Genomic DNA, 19,744 nt, shown 5'->3' on the forward strand with positions numbered 1-19,744 from the left:
ATGCCTCTATAAACGTGAGGAAGATAACGATGCTATATGAGCTATTTTTATTTGGACTACTTTCGGGAGTCACCACTTGGTTATTTGGCTTTGGCGGTGGTTTTGTTGCTGTGCCTTTGCTTTACACCGTCATTCTTCAAAAGTGGAGCAACGAAAGTAATGTCGGCATACATGCCATGCAAATCGCCGTAGCCACATCTGCATTTGTCATGTTGTGCTCGGCAAGTTTTGCAACCTTTCGGCACTATCGGTCTGGACATATAGATTGGCAAAAGATCCGTTTTTTATGGGGTGGGATCGCACTGGGTGGAGTTGTCGGTGCGGTAATGGCTTCATTGTTTAATGGAAACTGGCTTCGCTGGATATTTATGGGTTATGTGTTCATAACCATTATAGATTGTTATTACCGACCAGGGTTTATGGTGGCATCAGCGCAAAAGCAAAACTATGCTCAAAACAGTGAACTCATTAAAGGTGGAATTATTGGCTGGGTTGCAGCACTTTTAGGTGTTGGAGGAAGCGTAATGACAGTTCCTTTATTACGGCGGCGGGGTAGTTCTATGGCAGAGGCTGCGGCTATTGCAAACATTCTCACGCTGCCTTTGTCTTTAACTGCAACACTGACCTATTGTGTATTGTCACTTTGGCAATCTACACCCAACGGATTTATCGGCCTAATCTGGTTTGAAGCTGCTTTATTCTTGGTTGCAGGGACATGGATCGGGCTATATTTTTCAGAAAAATTTATTTCAAAACTACCTGATTTATGGCGGGCAAAGTTGTATCCGCTACTTTTAATCATAGTTCTAATAGTCATGCTTTTTGTAAATTAATTTTTTATTTCAATTAATTGAAGAATAATTTCTCTGAAATATCGAATCACTAAATGCTCTAAAACTGTAAATTTTATGTCTTAAAGGGCTTTGAAAAAAGTTTGAAAATTAGACTTGAAATATATAGTGGCTTTATGCCACTATATATTCATCGAAGGTCATCAGACAAAAAGAGGATGATATGGCTATCCAGCTTTTAGATGCGGCAAGAAATGAAATTCCAGTGAAATTCACGCAGTTTTCTGGTGGCGAGCGTCATGTTCAGATTGATGAGACAACATTAGGTTCACTATATGGCAACGTATTGGTCCGCGCGCAAATGACCTCAAGTCACGATGTGATGGACTATTTACTACTTGAAAATATATTGCTGACTCAGGGTTTAATCATTGACCTAGAAATTCCGTATTTCCCATATGCACGTCAGGACCGTATTTGTGCAGTAGGCCAAGCGTTCTCGCTTGATGTGATGACCAAGTTACTCAACATCAATGCTGACAAAAAAGCGGGCAAACAAGGCAAGATCACTGTTTGGGACTGTCATAGTGAAGTAACAACAGCCTTGCTCGCTGCCAATACTTCTTTTAGCGAAGTTGTAAACATCAGTTCAGTAGACATCATCGCAAAGAGTGAAGCGCTAAGCACATTGTTAAAAGATGAAAAAACAGTGCTGATTTGCCCAGATAAAGGCGCAAAAGCACGTACACAAATGGTTGCAGATGCTTCTAATGGCGAGCGCAAACAACCCATCACTATTGTTCAGTGTGATAAAAAACGTGACCCAGTGACTGGCAAAATTTTAGGTACACATGTACATGCAACGGATTTATCAGGCCTAACAGCGGTCATTACCGATGACATTTGTGATGGCGGTGCAACCTTTATTGGTATTGCTAAAGAACTCCGTCGCCTCAATTGCCATAAGGTCGTTCTATACGTGACCCACGGTATTTTTAGTAAAGGTATAGAGGTTTTTGATGGACTGCTAGATCAACTATTTACCTCAGACAGCTTTCCACAACAACCATCAGACAAAATTTCAGTAATTGCTTTTGCAGCAAAATAAAGAGAACAAAGATGACGATTAAACTTAATCCATTAAACGCTATCGATTTTTATAAAGCTGATCACAGACGTCAGTATCCAGCAGGTACGGAGTACGTGTATGCCAACTTTACGCCGCGTTCATCTCGACTCGCTAAAATGTTGCCTGACTTTGACGATAAAGTGGTGTTCTTTGGTCTTCAGGGTTTTATCAAACACTTTTTAATCGATACATGGAATGAAGGCTTTTTCAAACAACCTAAAGACAAAGTAGTGGCTGCTTATAAACGCCGTATGGATAGTTCATTAGGTGAAGGTGCTGTACCAGTTGATCACATTGAAGCATTACACGACTTGGGTTATTTACCATTACTTATTAAAGCATTGCCAGAAGGCAGTCGTGTAAATATGCGTGTACCTGTGCTTACCGTAATTAATACCGACCCGCGTTTCTTTTGGTTAACTAACTATATTGAAACGGTGTTAAGTGCTGAACTTTGGAAAAGCTGTACTACGGCCACTATTGCCTATGAATACAAACGTTTATTAACTCAATACGCCGTAAAAACTGGCGCACCACTCGATTTTGTGCCTGTGCAAGGACACGATTTTAGTAGCCGTGGCATGAGTGGAGTTTATGATGCTGCTCAGTCTGGTGTGGGACACTTAACTAGTTTTATTGGAACAGACTCGGTTGCTTCAATTGACTATGCAGAAGAATATTACAATGCTACAGGGGTGATTGGGGTATCTGTACCAGCGACCGAACACAGTGTGATGTGTATGGGTACGGAAAACAGTGAGCTAGAAACATTTAAGCGTTTAATTTGCGAACTTTATCCGTCGGGTGTTGTCAGTATTGTGTCTGATACTTGGGACTTTTGGCGAGTCATTACAGAATTTACGGTGGCTTTAAAACCTGAAATTCTGGCAAGACAACCTAATGCTTTAGGCTTGGCCAAATTGGTTTTCCGACCAGACTCTGGTGACCCAGTTAAAATTATTTGCGGCGACCCAGACGCCGAAGTCGGCAGCCCAGCATATAAAGGTGCAGTTGAATGTTTATGGGAAGTATTTGGCGGTACAATAACTGACCAAGGCTATAAAGTACTCAATGAACGTGTTGGTTTAATTTACGGCGACTCGATTACTCTAGAGCGTGCGCAGCGTATTTTAGAAGGCCTTGAAGCCAAAGGTTTTGCTTCAAACAACTTGGTGTTTGGTATAGGCAGCTTTACCTATAACTACTTAACTCGCGATACTTTTGGATTTGCTGTGAAAGCGACTTGGGGACAAGTGAATGGTGTAGGCCGTGAGTTGTTTAAAGACCCAATTACTGACTCAGGTGTGAAAAAATCTGCGAAAGGTCTGTTACGCATCGAAGAAAGTGAAAATGTCTTTACCTTGTTTGATCAGCAAACAGCCGAGCAAGAACAAGGTGGAGCACTTAAAACAGTCTTTGAAAATGGTAAACTTCAATATGAGTGTACTTTGGATCAAATACGTGAGCGTTTATCCATCGCATAACTGAGTTTAGATGAGCCGTTGCATGAGTATCGGCTCATCATTTTAATTGAGAGACTGAACGTGACTATTCAAACTGAACAAGAATTCCTTGCCAGTTATGATCGCCGAGATTATGACGCACCTTTACTCACTGTAGATATGGCTATTTTCTCGGTATTGAATGGTCAGTTGCAGGTATTACTCATTAAGCGCCCCAACTTTCCAGCCAAAGACCAATGGGCTTTACCCGGTGGTTTTGCCGATTTAACCCATGATCAAGACTTGATGGCCACGGCTTATCGTAAGCTGGTCGAAAAAACAGGTATTGCTTCACCTTATTTGGAACAAGTTGCCTCTGTCGGCAATGCCAAACGTGACCCGCGTGGCTGGGCAGTAACTATTTTGTATTTTGCTTTAATTGATTTTAATGCCTATCAACACCAAGCTTTGGCTGAATACAGCGAATGGGTGCCTGTAGCAAAAGCTCAGGATTTAGCATTGGCGTTTGATCATAATGAATTGCTCAGCTTAGCTTTAGAGCGTTTAACCAGTAAAACTCGCTATACCGCTTTGCCAGCTAGTCTCATGCCCGAGTTATTTACACTGACCGAGCTACAGACTATTTATGAAATTATTCTTGGGCAATCTTTAGATAAAAAAGCGTTTAGGCGCCGTATGATAGAAGCGGGTGCAGTTGAAGAAACCAGTGAAAGTAAAATTGTAGGTAAACGGCCGGCTCAGCTTTACCGCTATGCACTCGATTCTTTTGATTTTATCTTTCCTCGCTCACTCGAATTACCTAGAAATAAAGAGGGTGAAGATAAGCAAAACAATGAGCTTTCTGACTAGCGCATCTTGATGCACTTTGATTTATAATGCCGCGCTTATGATTGATGTCATGTTTTGATCAGCACTTTGCCTATGTCTCACGTTTCTCCCTGCTTCCAGCAAAACCAGTTTTTTGTGTTGGTGGAATATCTCACTTCACTGCATGAAATTTATCCTGTGAAACATGAGTTTGCGGGATATCCGGCTGCAATGACATTGGCAGATCGCGTACATTCAGATCATGATATTGCGCCGCTTGAAGCCAGCAAAAGTTATCCTGACTCAATAGAGAAAGTCTTACACTTTTCAGGTAAGGCCCGAGACATACAAGACTTTGAGCATTTTTTAGAGCAAGCTCAAACAGCCAATATTCAAAACTTGTTATTGCTTACAGGCGACAAACTTAAAGAGCATCATAATGGTCGAGATGGGCAGCCGCGTAGCCGATACCTAGAGTCGGTAAACGCCGTAATGGCAGCTAAGCAACATGGTGGTTTTCGTATTGGCGTTGCTTTTAATCCGTTTAAATATGTCGAAGCTGAGCGTGATGCACAGTATTTAAAACTGCATAAGAAGATTAAAGCAGGTGCTGACTTTATCATTACCCAATTGGGCTATGACATTGAAGCCTTAAAACAAGCCAAATCATTTTTAACCAAGCATGATTATTCGCAGCAAATACTGGCTTGTGTGATGCCTCTGACTTTAGGCCGAGCCAATTTTATGGTGAAACATAAAGTCGCAGGTATTGTGATTACCCCGCACATGTTAAAAGTCTTGGCAGAAGAAAAACAGGCAGGGCATACAGACCGCGTTTATTTACGCTGTGCTTTACAGATTTTGATATGTAAACACTTAGGATTTGCTGGAATTCATTTATCTGCCTGTCATAAGCCAGAAGAGCAAATGTTGCTTGAAAGCTACATTGAGCAATACAGACATCTGGAGCTTAAAGCCTTAGAAGAGCTTTGGAATTCACTTTGGCAAGTCACGACAGGCAAAGAGTTTTCGCCTGAAATTACTCGTTTTTCACGTCAGCCATCATCTAAACAATTAATTAAATATCGCCAGCTACATGTTATGCATGAAGCAATGTTTGGATCAAAAATTGCCAAAGGATTTGGACGTTTTATTTTTAAAGCGTCATTTTGGGAAAATACTTTGGTCGCCAAACTCCTACTTAAAACAGAAGTGCTTAGTAAACATAGCTTAGTGGGCTGTGAAAGCTGTGGTCAGTGCCGTTTAGGTGACACTTTATATATTTGCCCTGAAACGTGTCCAAAAGGTTTAGCCAATGGGCCCTGTGGCGGAACAACTTTAGACCGCTGTGAATTTGGTGACCGTGAATGTATTCACTCAGTCAAAGCAAGACTTGCAAAAGCAGTTGCACAAACTGAAATACTAAAAGAGAAATTGATTCCAACGGTACCACTTGAAACGAGAGGGACCAGTTCTTGGAAAAACTGGTATTTAGCAACAGAAGCTTAAGTTCTGTACTAACCCGTGATTTGAATTTGTTAAAAAATCAATGATAGGCTAAAGCACGGCAATAATTTAAAAATAACAATCGATTGCCTTAATTATGTCCAATCAAAGTGATCACCTAGGAGTATACTTAAAGCAAATCTTTTGCGTTAAAGGAAAGGCTCTCTCAATGAAAAAATTGGTTGCTGTACTTACTGTAATTGTTGTTTTAACTGGATGCGTTTACGACCCTGTTAATTACAACAAAATACACGACCAAGAGTTCCAAGATCACCTTAGGCAAAACGGTTAGTAATAAAAAGCCCACTCAATGAGTGGGTTTTCATTTGGAATAACTTTAGAAGAAATTTTTAAGGGTTTATATAAGTAAAAGATCACTTAAATCACTATTTTTAAAGGTTTGTTCGGCTTTTAAATAAAGAGTTTGAAATTATTTTATCTGGAAAATATAGGTCATTTTAGTCATCAGGATGGCTTATTTATCAAAAATATCGTTTATTTGTTTTATGGATATTGTTATTTTTGAAAAATATAATATTTATAACTTATATATATTTTATGTTTATAAGTATAATAACTTTGATTGTTAACTCATTTTTAAATTAAATATTGTTTTAATTAATAATACTTAATGATTACACAATAAAACCTATTCTTAATGTTAGTGAAATAAATCACTCTATTCAAACATATATCTCTATTTGTTACTATTCTTATAAATTATTTATTAACAAATACTTATATTTGTTTTTTGGGATTTTTTAAACCAAAAATCTCCAAAAATTAGAATTACATAATTTTTTAATATAGTTTATATAATATGTTTTATTGACATAAATAGAAAAAATATCTGGCAAAGAGGTCAATGATATTTAATTCACTTAAGAACCATAATTTGCACCAAATTTTACGCTGTCACGATTCATTGAATAAAACCAAGTGAAAAGTTACGTAAAAAAGAAACCAATAATTTTATTGGCTTAAATAAAAAATCGAATATTACAAATAAGCGGAATGAATATGGATAACGTAGCTCAGCTAGAAACTGATACTAATTTCCAAAGCCGAAAGAAAATAACTTGGGGTGTTTTTAGTGTCCTACTGTTATTTTTAGTTGCTGGTATCTTATATTATTTTTTTGTATATCGATTCTATCAATCTACGGATAATGCTTATGTGCAAGCCGATGTCACTTGGGTGATGCCAAAGATTTCAGGCGAAGTGATGGAGTTATTAATTAACGATAATCAGGTAGTAAAAAAAGGGGAAACTTTAGCAGTATTAGATCACCGTGATTATCAAGCTCGTTATGATCAAGCTCGTTCAGTAGTCAGCTTGAAAGAAGCTGCACTGGGTGTACAGCAACAAAATGAAAAGTCTGCCAAGTCTTCAATTATTGAAGCTCATAGTGGCGTAGTGGCAGCACAAGCTGATTTAACTCGTTTAAGAAAAGAGTTTGAGCGTTATCAAGATTTATTAAAAGATGGGGTGATTACCCGACAAAACTTTGAAGGGGTTCAGTCTCAATATTTAACGGCGCAAGCTCAACTCAGCAAAGCGCAAGCCGCCGTAAATGCGGCAGAAGCTCAGTTGGGGAGTTTACAAGCGAGTCGAGCGCAGCTTCTAGCAGATATTCAAAGTGCCAATGCAAACTTAAACCTGTATCAGGTCGATTTGGCTTCATCAAAGGTGGTCAGCCCTGTAAACGGTAAGATCGGTAGCCTTGCAATCCAGAAAGGTTCACGTGTTTCTCCGCAAACTCGCTTAATGGCGATCATTCCTGAAAATAGTTTGTATGTACAAGCAAACTTCAAAGAAACCCAAATTGAAAAAATGCATATTGGTCAGAAAGTTGAATTAAAACTTGATGCTTACCCAAGCCTGACCTATACCGGAAAAATTGAAAGCTTTTCACCTGCTTCAGGCGCAACTTTTTCACTCATGCCACCAGACAATGCCACAGGCAACTTTAACAAGGTTGTTCAGCGTATTCCTGTGCGTATTGCCATAGATTCAAGCCCACATATTGATTTGATAAAACCTGGAATGTCGGTGAGTGCCACCGTTGACCTAAGAACTTAATAATAAAATTTTAGGTAATAACCAATGAATAAGCACCTTGAGGCCGAGTGGAGATTCCCAGCAAAAACTGCATGGGCAATTTTTGCTGCCATGATTTTTGGCAACTTCATGGCGATTCTTGATATTCAGATTGTGGCGAGTTCTCTAAACGAAGTTCAAGCGGGGATGAGTGCAAGTCGTTATGAAGTCACTTGGGTGCAAACGGTTTATTTAATTGCCGAGATTATTGCAATTCCCATGTCGAGTATTGTCTCGCGGGTACTTTCAACACGGGTGTATTACACCATCTGTGCAATTGGTTTTACGGTCAGTTCTTTACTTTGTGCCTTGGCATGGAACTTAGAAAGTTTATTGGTTTTTCGTGGCATACAAGGTTTTATGGGCGGTGGCATGATTCCGACTTCCATGACTGCCTTATACTTACTTTTTCCAGAACCAAAACGTTCATTACCTTTAGTGATGTTTGGAATGATTAGTACTTTGGGGCCTGCGATTGGCCCCACCATTGGCGGGTGGCTTACCAATAACTTCTCATGGCACTGGATGTTCTTGATCAATATTATTCCGGGCATCATCATTGCTACAGTCATTTACTCAGGCCCTAATATCGACCGTGCCAACTACTCACTCATTAAAAGCATGGACTGGTTTAGCCTGATTGGTATGGCGATGTTTTTAGGTGGACTTGAATATTTCCTTGATGAAGGTGCAAGGCATGACTGGCTTGCAGACACAGGCGTTCGGATTGCGTTTATGATCTGCATTGTGGGCGGCATGATTTTCTTCTCTAGAAGTTTTACCCAGCCTAAGCCTTTGCTCGATTTGTCTGTATTTAAAAACAAAAATTTTACCTTAAGTGCCATCACAACTTTTGTGATTGGCATGGCGCTGTATGGCTTGGGTTACATGATTCCCGTGTTTCTTGGGCAAGTCCGTGAAATGAACAGTAGCCAGATTGGTCACGTCATGATGGTGACAGGCATTGTGATGTTCTGCTTTGCGCCGTTCCTTGCATGGCTCATTCCCAATTTTGATACCCGAAAAACCGTATTTGTTGGAATGATTTTGGCAGGGTTTGGTGTTTGGCTCAACTCACACCTCAGCATTCATAGCGATTATGACTTTATGTTTTGGCCGCAAATTTACCGTGGTATTGGCCTCATGATCTGCCTGATTGTGGTGTCGCATTTAGCCATGAGTACTTTGCCGCTGAGTAAAGTGGCTGATGCCAGCGGTATTTATAACCTGATGCGTAATATTGGCGGCGCGGTTGGACTAGCTCTCATTAACTCATCTTTAGATTGGCTCACTGCGCTTCATGTCACCCAGATTAATCAGGGGATGACACCGCAAAACTGGATTTTTACAGAACGACTCGATCAACTCACGGCGCAATATCAAGAAGTCGGCTCAAATGCACAGCAAATCGCGCTCAGTGTGATTTATCGTGACATTCATTTTCAGGCACTGACATCTAGCTTTAATGATCTATTACGCATGCTCGCAATCATCATGTTTGTGACCGCATTTTTAACCATCTTTATGGATCGGGGGAAGAAAATGAATATGTAGATATTAAAAAATAAAGGCAGCTTTCAAAGAATGAAAAACAATAGGGCATATCAAAACGTATCCCTTCATAGAAAAAGAACATTGATCTGAGTTTTCTAAAATCGGTTGATGAGATCGGGGAACTCACAAATTAGAGGTGGAAGGTTAAAGGATTATGATTAATACAACGTATAAACTAATTTCAAAATTGAACCTGAAAAACACGACTTATGGTCAATATTTTGAAAAAGAGCAAATCGATACTGAGCGATTAAAAGTGATGTATTCCATTTACGAACAGTATTATGAAAATACGAGATTTTCTATTTTCGTAGATGATTTCCAAAATAAAAGCGGTGCGATCTTAATTTTTGATTCGGAAACAAATGAGATTGTTGGTTTCTCGACTGTGGTGGTGCAGCATTTCTATTTAAACGGTAAAGACTATACCGTGTTATTTAGCGGAGATACGGTTATTTTGAAGAAGTTTTGGGGTACGCGTAGTCTGCAAAGTACCATGCTAAAACTGATGATTAAGCTTCGAATCAAATATCCATTTAACGAACTCTATTGGCTCCTCATTTCTAAAGGTTATAAAACCTACTTACTGCTCGCCAATAACTACTATGTCTATTACCCAAACATTAAAGACGAAAACCAACATCTTTCCGAAGTTGTTGAGCACTACTGTGAAAAATTCTTTGGTGAATACTACGACCGCGAAGCGGGTCTTTTAAATTTTGGTGATGACTATCAACCATTAAAAGGCGAAGTCGCACCGATTACTGCCGAAATGAGAGAAAAGAACCCAAATATTCATTTCTTTGAACAAAAAAATCCGACATGGAAAGCAGGTACTGAACTGCCGTGTATTGGCCGTCTTGGTTGGAAAGACATAGCCCGATTCCCTGTGAAACTGATGACTAAACCGACCAGTAAAGGAAAGTTTGAAGCATGCGTAACCCATAAAACAAAACGTAGAGAGGCCATCCAATGAAAACTAATGAATGGCTAACTTTGGGTTCGCATCTGATTTTAAAAAAATGGTGTGATGCATCTGACCGTAATTTTCAAAAACAGTTTAACGCTTTAGAAGCGACACAACGCCAAATCTTGCATTCGATTTTACAGACCTCTACATTTGCGAAAGATAAAAAAGTTCAAAACTATGAGCAGTTTGTAAAAGTATTTCCTGCGACACGTTATGGCGCATGGCGAGAAGACATTCAACGTTACCGTGAACAAAAACTTTCACTCTCTAGCAGTAAACTGGTTCGTTTCCAGCCGACTAGTGGTTCGAGTGAGCAAATCAAGTTTATTCCATACACCAAGTTATTTTTAGATGAACTTGACCATGCAATTGCGCCGTGGATGGCGAGTTTATACCGTAAATGCCCACAGCTTAGCTCGGGTACACATTATTGGTCGGTGTCATGGTTGCCTGAAAGCCAGCGTGAAGTTTTAAAAGACAAAAACCTAAATGATGACAGTGCACTACTCGGTGTAGGTAAACGTATATTGTCTAAGTTTACCCAAGCGGTTCCAAGTAATGTTGCCTTTGCCGCCAATGCTGACGATGCACTGTTTGCCACCATTTGTTATTTGGTCGCAAACCGTAACTTAGCCATGATTTCGGTATGGAGTCCAACTTTTGCGCTGCAATTACTTGAACGTTTGGAGTTACTGCAACAAGACGTGATTGAGGTTTTACAAAGTGGTTCATGGGGTAACCGTCAGGCTTCATTAAAAGAGGTCACTGCACCGCGTAGCCCTGAAAGTGCTCAAGCTTTAAGTAATGCTTCAAACGGTACACAGATCGACTTTAAAAAACTCTGGACAAAGTTAAGTCTGGTGTCGAGTTGGGACACCGCAGGTTCAAAAGCTTGGGCCGAAAAATTAAAAGAGAAATTGCCCAGTGTTCAGTTTGAAGGGAAAGGCCTATGGGCGACGGAAGGTGTAGTGACTATTCCCTATAACGACCAATACCCACTGGCGTATCAAAGTCACTTCTATGAATTTGAATATTTAGAAGGCGATAAACAAGGACAAATTATTCCGTCGTGGCAACTTAAACAAGGTGATGTGGTCAGCCCGCTGATTACCTCTGGCAATGGCTTGCTGCGTTACTGTTTGGATGATTGCTTAAGAGTGACTGGCTTTTTAGAGCAAATTCCATGTTTTGAATTCCAAGGCCGCCGTTTTGGGGTGGATCTGGTCGGTGAAAAGTTAGCACCTGAAACAGCTCAACAATTACTGTCGCAGTTAAATGAAACCGAGTCAAAAGCGATTTCTTTACTGGCGATTGATACCCAGCAACAGGTTAAACCATTTTATTGCGTACTTTTTGAAGGTGACATTCATCACAGCATTAACAATGAATATATCGACAGCATTTTGCGTCAAAACTTCCACTATGAACTTGCACGAAACTTGGGGCAGCTCGACCAACCTCAAATTCGTCAGGCCAATAATGGTTGGAATGCCTATAAAAAACTGGTCATGTTTGATGGCATTATCGAAGGCAATATCAAACCTGAGCCACTTAAAAAAGTCACCCTGAATAGTTTGGAACAACTATGAAAGGGATGAAGCCATTTAATACTCGGTTTTTAACACTTCGACACGCCTTGTACCTAGGCGTGTTGTGGGTGTCGCATACGCATGCCATGACTTTAGATGAGGCTTTGTCTGCAAGTTTAAGGCATGAAAGTCAGCTTGAAGTGAGTCGTTTAAGTGTGAATCAGTCCACCGCTATGCTTGAGCAAGCTAAACAGCGTGATGGACTTAAAGTCAATTTAGTCGGCCAACTGGACTATGAAAGAATAGATACGCCTTCACACGTCTTGTTTCCAACCGAAGGAAACCGTAAAGGCCGAAGTTTGCAATTGCAGGCAGATTATCCGATTTATACGTCTGGACGACACCGTTTAGGAATTGATGTTGCCGAAAGTCAGCTTTCTGCACAAAACCAAGGTTTATCAGATCAACGGTCGGAAACCATTTTAAATACCGTAATGGTTTATACCGACGTATTAAAAAAGAAAGCCATTTTAGAACTCAGACAAAAGACCATGGCAAATCTGCAACGGTCTTTATATGAATCAAAGCGCCGTTTTGATGTGGGTATGATTACCCGTGCAGACTTAGCTCAGGTTTTGGCGCAAGTTGCTCAAGGCCAAGCCGATATTACACAGGCCCAATCTAACTTAACTGTAAGCGAAGCCCAGTTTTATCAAGTAACGGGTACAACACCTGATAACCTTGTTGCGATTAAACAGCTACCCGCTATTCCCGCGAGCTTAGATGAAATTTTGGCGCAAACCAAAAACCATCCAGCTCTAATGCGCAGTAAATACGAAAAGCAGGCCGCCGAGAAACAATATACTCTAACCAAACGCGAACTCTGGCCAACGGTCATGCTCACCAGTCGTGCCGGAAAACAAGATGAGGCAAGCTATATTGGTTCCGAAAGTAATAACTATATGGTTGGGGTGCAGCTTAATGTACCGCTCTATGACGATGGTTTAAATCGCGCCAACGTCAAAAAAGCACAGGCTGATATCGATTTGGCTCATCAGAAAATACGAAGTCTTGAACTGGATTTGAATAAGCGTACACGCACGACCTACGCGCAGCTTCAAACCATTCGACAAAATAAAGAAGCACTGGCAAATGCCATAGAGGCAGCGTCTATTGCCTTTGTCTACACACGTAAAGAGTTTGATGTTGGCACCAAAACGACATTTGATTTGCTCAATACCGAGCAAAAGCTACTCGATGTCCAAACCCAAAAAACAGTAAATGACCAAGACGAAGTGGTGTTTGTCTATCAGCTACTCGACCAAATGGGCCGTTTAAACAATTTGGTTCCCACACAGACCGCACAACAGGTGAATAATGAATAAAACAAATCCACCACTTGCTGACAATACGCTCATTACCCGTGAAGCAACTTTGGCAGATGATCAGGCTTTACGAGAGTTAATCGCCGTACCCATGACCACCAAAGGCATACAAATCAGCTTTCAGCGTGAACCGAGTTATTTTAAAGCGTCTGACATTGTCTATCGGCATAAACTACATGTTGTGATTGAAGACACTGAAAGCCAAAAGAATGTCGCTTGTTATAGCAATGGTTACCGCCCGTGTTATGTCGATCGGAACATTCAAAACTTACGTTATGCGGGGGATTTACGGGTAGATCATAACTATCGGGGTAAATCACTGGTGAAGGTTTTGGCAAAGCATGTAAAACAAACCATGCATGAACCGAACTATAGCCAAATGATTATTTTTGATGATAACCATGCGGCACGCGCTGCCATTCAAACAGGCAAAACGGGAATGCCCGATTATTATGATGAAGGGCTTATCGAGACATTAAGTCTGACCGACACGGGTGCAAAAAGAAAAATCACAGCTTTTTTAAATCAGGTTGATAAACAGAGTGATCTTCAAGAGATTCGTAGCTGTGTTGCAGAAGCTCAGCACGTGGAAGCTATGAACCAGTTTATTGCCGACATGGCCGAGTTTTATAACTTTATTCCTGCCTATAACTTTGAAGAACTGGCCCAAGGTCATCGGTATTTTTCAGGGATAAAACTCTCGGACTTTTCACTTTATTTTAAGGGTGAAAAGCTGGTGGGCATGTTTGGCTTATGGGATCAGCATAGTATTAAGCAAACCAAAATTTTAAATTACAGCACAGTCATTGGAATTTTTAGACCCGTTTATAACTTGCTGACTCCAATTACTAAGGGCATGCGTTTGCCTAAACTCGGTGACTCTATTCAGTACCATGTGTTACATACGCTTATGTGCCATCCAGAAGATTTGGCTTTGCATCATAAAATGCTTGAAGACGCCTATAACAAGTCAAAACAGCAGGGCGTTGGTGTGGTGAGTTTTACGCTTTCCCATAAAGACCCGCGCTATCAGTTAAACCAGTTTTATAAAGGCGAACGCTTAACAGGAATGCATGGTTTTATTAGTTATGAAGGCGACCCAAGACCAAATTTTGATAAAAACTTAATTCCATATTTAGAAGTTGGGCGTATTTAATTTAAAGCTTGAAGTGATACTTTGAATGAAGCCCACGGAAGTGGGTTTTGTCATTTTGAATACGAGTGATGAAGTTGAAGATCAGTTTATAAAAGAAAATATAGCGATAATTTATAATATAATTATTTAATTTTTAATAGAAAAGTATTTTAATTTTTATTGATGCGTAGTCACTAAACGTACATATAGCGCAACTACTATACAAATCGAAATTTAAGAACATGGTAGTTAAGTGATGAAAAAAAGTTTATTGGGCGGTCTTATTCTGTCTTTGTGTACAACTCCAGCTTTTGCACTAAATATTTTATTGGTTAACGATGACGGTCTAACCAGCAATGTCAAAGCACTCTATGATGAATTAAAAGCAAATGGTCATAACGTGCTTGTGTCTGTACCGTGTTCACCACAAAGTGGTCGCGGTGGCGCAATTGTGATGTACAGCTCAACAACGATTACTGCGGATAACGATAAGCAAATTGCGGCTGAAAATGGTTGTCACAACGGCGCTGCACCCATTGGCGCACCTGCGGCTGGAACCTTTACCAAAGCGGGTTATACCAATGGTGATTGGAACTACACGCATGGCACACCAGTGATGGCAACAGTTTATGGACTTGATGTAGTTGCGCCAAAACGCTGGGGTAAAGCGCCAGACCTAGTTTTATCTGGCCCGAATGAAGGCCAAAATGTCGGCAAAGTCGTTGTGCACTCTGGCACTATTGGCAATGTACAGTTTTCGGCAGGACGCGGCATTCCGTCTATTGCATTAAGCGCCGATACAAACACGGTAGATGACAAAACTTTAAACAACCCTAACTCTGCGATTGTGGCAAAACAAACCGTAGTGTTATTAAAAGAATTACAAGCTAAGGCAGGTAAGGGGCAATTGTTGCCAAAAGGCATTACGCTTAATGTTAATTTCCCTAAAAATTTAACAACCAGCACGCCGTTTGCATTTTCAAAAATTGGGACATATGACTTATATAAATTGAAGTTCCAAGTGACTAAAGACAATAAAGGCAACAACCAATTTGGCTTAGGAATTGATGCTGCTCCTTCGGCTCCGACAGCCGCGCAAATGTCGGATGAAAGTGCTGTAATGCAAAGCAAAATTGCTGTAACTGCCATGCAAGTTGCTTACGACCAACGACCAGCAGGTCAAGAATGGCTTAAAATCCGTTTAAAAAGCCTATTTAATAAGTAAGGAGAAAGACCATGAAACGTTGTTTGTTGGTTTTACTTCTTGGGCTTGGCTTGGTGGCTTGTAATGACAATGATCATGATGACCAAGTCTCGACTGAAAAACCTGCCTTAGCTCCGAGCTTAGATGTCGGTACTTATATTATTAGTACTGAAACTGATCAAGAGTTACCTATGGCGGGCAAATACTATTCTGGTGCAGATGGTTCTAAATTATTGGTTTTAGATGATGACGAAAACCGCGCCAAGGTTGTGATGAGCTATGACGCAAAAAACAAAGCTTGGCAGAGCAATCAGTCTAATCAATCAATGACTGTTGAATTAGCACATTATGAAAGAATTGATGATCAGAAAATTACGCTGAATCAATTGGTCGGTAGCTATGATTTATCTTTCCCAGATGGAACAACGGTCAATGCCGAGGTGAATGCACAAGGAAAAATTGTCTCAAAAGACCCAAATTGTGTGTTTACAGGTGTTATTACTGAAAGTGCATTAGCGGACACTGCAAACTATCAACTGACCGATAACAAGTGTGATGCGCTAAAAAATAACTCGAAAGGCTATGTTGTGGTAGATGAAGACTTAGAACCTATGAGTTTTAGATTTGTATCTGACACGGTTGCATCAAAAGACATTTGGGCATTTGCACAATCTTAAAAATAAAAAGGCAACGGATTCATTTCGTTGTCTTTTACCCCAACCTATCTTGCGCCGTTGAAACAGCTAACATGGTTTGAAGGTAATAATCTACACGTGAGTGATTATTGTCCTTATGCGAGTTATGCGCATTAAAGGCTGCGTCATGAAGTTTCACGACTCGAGCGATCGGATTCAAACCACAACGAATTAAATATTCTTCGCGTGTTTCAGTTTCCCGTTTAGTTAATGCATCAACCGCATCACGGACTTCTTTTCCGAATAAACTTTCGATTTTGTCTAGGGTAAGGGGTGTGTCTTCAACGCTATCGTGGAGAAGGGCTGTAATAATATAAACTTCTGAAAATTGGTGCTCAATTAATGAATTGACCACACCTTTAATATGGTAATCAAAGTAATCATGAGGACCATACTTTTGACCTTGATGTGATTCTTTTGATAATTTCTCTGCGAGTTCAACTTGATTTTGAGTCATTTTTTGCTCTTATTACTTTAAGTATATGACACGGCCTAATTTGTGAGATGGGTCGCTTAAATCACAAGTTTATACTGAATAGCGACTCATAAAAACTCCTCTTAATAACAGTAGTGTCTCTTTTTATTTATTCATTTTTAGTTGAGTTAGGACAATTAAGACTTTAAGTTTTTGAAATTTTAAACTTTAACTTAATGATATAAGGGTAGATTAAAAATATTACTTAAGAATTTCCTTAATTATGTAATTAAATGAAAAACAATAATTATTTAAATAATTTCTAGCCAATTTTACATTGACACTTCAAATATTGAAGATTACCATTTGCGGGCTGGCCTACATTGCCAGTCGGTTGTCGCAGACCGTTCTTCAAGAGCATTAAAAGATTATTCTTTTAGTGTGTATACCCTCGTGCCCCCTCTATGGCGGAACGGAGGGGGACACCTTCGGGTGTGCTGGGTCTTGAAGCCAGTCTGCGAACCCCTTTCGTTCTGCCACCATAATTCTAATGTCTTGGCAGAACTCCATATATAAGGAGTTGGCTTTGTACATACATCATTTCTTGGCAGCCATTGCCAAAAGCTATAACAACACAGCTTAAAACCATTAAAGCAGCTTGATCGCCGTAAGGCTTTTCAGGCTTTAGCTCGTTATTACTTAAAACTTAGACAATTCAAACTTGAGATGTGCTGTGCACAGTCTTTACGGCTTTGCTATGCCTTTTTTCTCCCAAAAGGCAGCGGCTTTTATATCTCATTTATATACAACAATAATTTTATAACGGTAAAAATATGCCAAAAATAGTTCTCCCAACACGTGCAGTACAGGTCGTAAATAAGTCAATTGAGTTATTTCACTACAATGGGTTTCATCTGGTCGGCATCGACAGGCTCGTGAAAGAGTGTGAAGTTACCAAAGCGACTTTTTATAACTACTTTCACTCTAAAGAACGCCTCATTGAAATGAGTCTAAGCTTTCAAAAAGACGGCCTTAAACATGAAGTCCTATCGATTATCAATGTTCAAAAAGAATTAACGTTAATTGAAAAACTCCGCAAAATTTATTACTTACACGCCGACTTAGATGGACTTTACCATTTGCCGTTTAAAGCGATTTTTGAAATTGCTAAAACACATCCCAAGGCTTATCAGACCGTAGTTGATTATCGAAATTGGCTGATTAATGAAATCTATAATTTGCTTTTAAAAAGCAATGAAAATGCTTCAAAACAAGATGCTCACATGTTTTTGTTTGTGATTGATGGGGCAATGGTTCAGCTTTTAGATCCGAACAAACCAGATGAACGGAAGAGATTGCTTGAGTATTTTTTATTGGGATTTGGGTGAGGTGCAAATAATTTCTGCTTGCAAAAAAGAAAATCTTTGCTGAAGATATTACTACTGAATTGAATGTAAGCAAAAATTAGTTTCGGAGATTAGTTATGATTAAAGCTTTTAGATTAATAAAAATTAAAAACCCTCCTATTTTTGCCTTAAGTTCATTTTTAACAATGTATCTTTTGCCTAAAATATTCTCTGTAATATTTTATAATAAAAATTATACTGGATACATGCATTATATTAATGATTTAACTATCCTTTTAAAGTTTTTATTTGCAACGATAGCATTTAAATTGTGTGCAATTTCATTGGGAAGTTTTTTAGTGAGTAGAAAATTTTCCAGTGGGGAAAAGGTCTTAATAATAATTGCTCTACCATTAGTCAACTTCTTTTCACTTAGTGCATCGAGTGCTTTGAAAGGTACAGATATAGTAAAATTTTCAGAAGGAATATCTTATATTGATTTAGGTTTATTTTTTATTATTTATTATATTTTAATTTATATAATTCTACATTTAGATTATAAAACAAATAGTTTGGATAAAGAGCCCCTACTAATTATGCTCTTTTCTAAAATAAAAAAAATACATATAGATTTCAAAAATTACTTTTGGTTAAAGAAAACACCTTAAAATACTTTCTTATTTAAAGATTTTTATAAAAACTATTTTAACACGTTTTCATTCCAGAAATAAATTTTGGTTGACAGTTCTATCAACTAGCAACCTTTTTTCATAGGATAAAGCCAGTACTACTTTGATTAACTCAAGCCAAGAACAATTTTTTATTGTTGGGTCGTTAAACGAGTCTCATTATGATTTCAAAAATAAAATTTAATTCTTGAAGTTAATTATTCTTATTAGTTCACTTTCCATAGAATCAATTTTGTTTAAAGTATCATTAATCATAGTTAAAATGCTTTCATATACAACATCTTTAGTTATATTGTTTTCATTGTCATACTCATAAAAGCCAGTTTCAGAATTTAAAGAATTTAAAATTTTACTTTTCAAATAAAAATCTTCTTTTAAACCAAAGTAAGTATATGATCTGTTAATTCTATTGTAGTTGTAATCAAGTTTTTTTAAATCAATACTATCTAAAATAATCTGTTGATATTTATTATAATCAAACATAATTATTGAATATGGAATGGATATGTGAATAAAGTGCTTGGAAATATCAGAGTATAGTTTAAATGGAGTTTCATCTATTTCTTTGTTATTAAATTTTAGAGAAATTGCATGATGTCTATTTTTAAAAAAAAATTCATGTAATTTTTCATCATCTTCAAATTTATATACCTTTAATTCATCTTTTAAAACAACAAAATCTCCAATACTTTTGATAGAGTTTATAGTGTCAATTTTTCTGGATAGATTATATCTAAGAGCACTTATATGTTCTAATATCATATTGCAACTTTGTTTATTTGAATCATATTTAGCCTGATCTTTCCAATCTGTAAATAAATAGGCTGCAACAAATGCAGCAAAGAAAGCCCCAACAGCGCTCAAAAAAGTCCCAAATGCAGAAATAGATTCAGGGCTCGCTTTATAAATATTTGTCATAGTACAGTAAGTTAATAAAGTGATCGCATAAGCGACAATAGCCCATAATAAAATCGCTAAGAATATATCTTTTTTAATTTTCATAACTTACCAACCTTTCTTAAAACT

Annotated in this window: 18 protein-coding genes; 16 read left to right on the forward strand and 2 right to left on the reverse strand. The window is 38.6% G+C overall.

Going from position 1 to position 19,744, the window contains the following annotated elements:
- Positions 1-29 precede the first annotated feature (29 nt).
- The 14 genes from ACYU0V_RS08470 to ACYU0V_RS08535 all read left to right on the forward strand — a co-directional run bounded on the left by ACYU0V_RS08470 (position 30) and on the right by ACYU0V_RS08535 (position 16,250).
- Positions 30-833, forward strand: coding sequence for a sulfite exporter TauE/SafE family protein (locus ACYU0V_RS08470; protein WP_461849772.1), 804 nt, complete (start codon positions 30-32; stop codon positions 831-833).
- Positions 834-1,014: 181 nt separating this feature from the next.
- Positions 1,015-1,899 (forward strand): phosphoribosyltransferase family protein, encoded by an 885-nt coding sequence (locus tag ACYU0V_RS08475; protein ID WP_461849774.1) that lies wholly within the window; start codon positions 1,015-1,017, stop codon positions 1,897-1,899.
- A gap of 11 nt (positions 1,900-1,910) precedes the next feature.
- The gene (locus ACYU0V_RS08480) at positions 1,911-3,404 is read left to right on the forward strand and encodes a nicotinate phosphoribosyltransferase (RefSeq protein WP_461849776.1); all 1,494 of its coding nucleotides are present in this window, start codon (positions 1,911-1,913) and stop codon (positions 3,402-3,404) included.
- A 60-nt stretch (positions 3,405-3,464) separates the two neighbouring features.
- Positions 3,465-4,232 (forward strand): ADPR responsive transcriptional repressor NtrR, encoded by a 768-nt coding sequence (gene ntrR / locus ACYU0V_RS08485; protein ID WP_461849778.1) that lies wholly within the window; start codon positions 3,465-3,467, stop codon positions 4,230-4,232.
- A 72-nt stretch (positions 4,233-4,304) separates the two neighbouring features.
- Positions 4,305-5,699, forward strand: a complete 1,395-nt coding sequence (locus ACYU0V_RS08490) for a methylenetetrahydrofolate reductase C-terminal domain-containing protein (RefSeq protein WP_461849779.1) — start codon at positions 4,305-4,307, stop codon at positions 5,697-5,699.
- Between the two features lie 166 nt (positions 5,700-5,865).
- Positions 5,866-5,988: a hypothetical protein gene (locus ACYU0V_RS08495; protein WP_000737387.1), complete on the forward strand. Its 123-nt coding sequence runs from the start codon at positions 5,866-5,868 to the stop codon at positions 5,986-5,988.
- A gap of 728 nt (positions 5,989-6,716) precedes the next feature.
- Complete coding sequence (locus tag ACYU0V_RS08500; RefSeq protein WP_086395170.1) at positions 6,717-7,778, forward strand: HlyD family secretion protein; 1,062 nt, start codon at positions 6,717-6,719, stop codon at positions 7,776-7,778.
- Between the two features lie 24 nt (positions 7,779-7,802).
- A complete protein-coding gene (locus tag ACYU0V_RS08505; RefSeq protein ID WP_086398729.1) occupies positions 7,803-9,350 on the forward strand; it encodes a DHA2 family efflux MFS transporter permease subunit in 1,548 nt (515 codons plus the stop codon).
- A gap of 187 nt (positions 9,351-9,537) precedes the next feature.
- Entirely contained in the window at positions 9,538-10,326 is a 789-nt protein-coding gene (locus ACYU0V_RS08510; RefSeq protein ID WP_171071499.1) for a hypothetical protein, read from the forward strand.
- Positions 10,323-11,909: a GH3 family acyl-acid amido synthetase gene (locus tag ACYU0V_RS08515; protein WP_461849782.1), complete on the forward strand. Its 1,587-nt coding sequence runs from the start codon at positions 10,323-10,325 to the stop codon at positions 11,907-11,909. Before ACYU0V_RS08510 ends, ACYU0V_RS08515 begins: the two co-directional genes overlap by 4 nt.
- Positions 11,906-13,234, forward strand: a complete 1,329-nt coding sequence (locus tag ACYU0V_RS08520) for a TolC family protein (RefSeq protein WP_461849784.1) — start codon at positions 11,906-11,908, stop codon at positions 13,232-13,234. Before ACYU0V_RS08515 ends, ACYU0V_RS08520 begins: the two co-directional genes overlap by 4 nt.
- Positions 13,227-14,390 carry a hypothetical protein gene (locus ACYU0V_RS08525; RefSeq protein WP_461849786.1) on the forward strand — a complete coding sequence of 388 codons (1,164 nt, stop codon included), beginning with the start codon at positions 13,227-13,229 and terminating at the stop codon, positions 14,388-14,390. The genes ACYU0V_RS08520 and ACYU0V_RS08525 overlap by 8 nt, the downstream gene beginning before the upstream one ends.
- A gap of 232 nt (positions 14,391-14,622) precedes the next feature.
- Positions 14,623-15,594 (forward strand): 5'/3'-nucleotidase SurE, encoded by a 972-nt coding sequence (gene surE / locus ACYU0V_RS08530; protein ID WP_014206812.1) that lies wholly within the window; start codon positions 14,623-14,625, stop codon positions 15,592-15,594.
- 11 nt (positions 15,595-15,605) lie between these two features.
- Positions 15,606-16,250, forward strand: coding sequence for a hypothetical protein (locus tag ACYU0V_RS08535; protein ID WP_461849787.1), 645 nt, complete (start codon positions 15,606-15,608; stop codon positions 16,248-16,250).
- A gap of 34 nt (positions 16,251-16,284) precedes the next feature.
- Here the strand turns inward: ACYU0V_RS08535 and ACYU0V_RS08540 are convergent, their stop codons facing one another.
- Positions 16,285-16,725, reverse strand: a complete 441-nt coding sequence (locus ACYU0V_RS08540) for an HD domain-containing protein (RefSeq protein WP_461849789.1) — start codon at positions 16,723-16,725, stop codon at positions 16,285-16,287.
- Between the two features lie 791 nt (positions 16,726-17,516).
- Between ACYU0V_RS08540 and ACYU0V_RS08545 the strand changes: the two genes are divergently transcribed.
- Together ACYU0V_RS08545 and ACYU0V_RS08550 are read left to right on the forward strand one after the other, a co-directional pair.
- Positions 17,517-18,071, forward strand: a complete 555-nt coding sequence (locus tag ACYU0V_RS08545) for a TetR/AcrR family transcriptional regulator (RefSeq protein WP_461849790.1) — start codon at positions 17,517-17,519, stop codon at positions 18,069-18,071.
- A 95-nt stretch (positions 18,072-18,166) separates the two neighbouring features.
- Positions 18,167-18,697 (forward strand): hypothetical protein, encoded by a 531-nt coding sequence (locus ACYU0V_RS08550; RefSeq protein WP_416714447.1) that lies wholly within the window; start codon positions 18,167-18,169, stop codon positions 18,695-18,697.
- Between the two features lie 201 nt (positions 18,698-18,898).
- Here ACYU0V_RS08550 and ACYU0V_RS08555 read toward each other — a convergent pair whose 3' ends face one another.
- Positions 18,899-19,720, reverse strand: coding sequence for a hypothetical protein (locus tag ACYU0V_RS08555; RefSeq protein ID WP_461849792.1), 822 nt, complete (start codon positions 19,718-19,720; stop codon positions 18,899-18,901).
- Between the last annotated feature and the right edge of the window lie 24 nt (positions 19,721-19,744).

The organism is Acinetobacter sp. X9 (genome assembly GCF_054889255.1).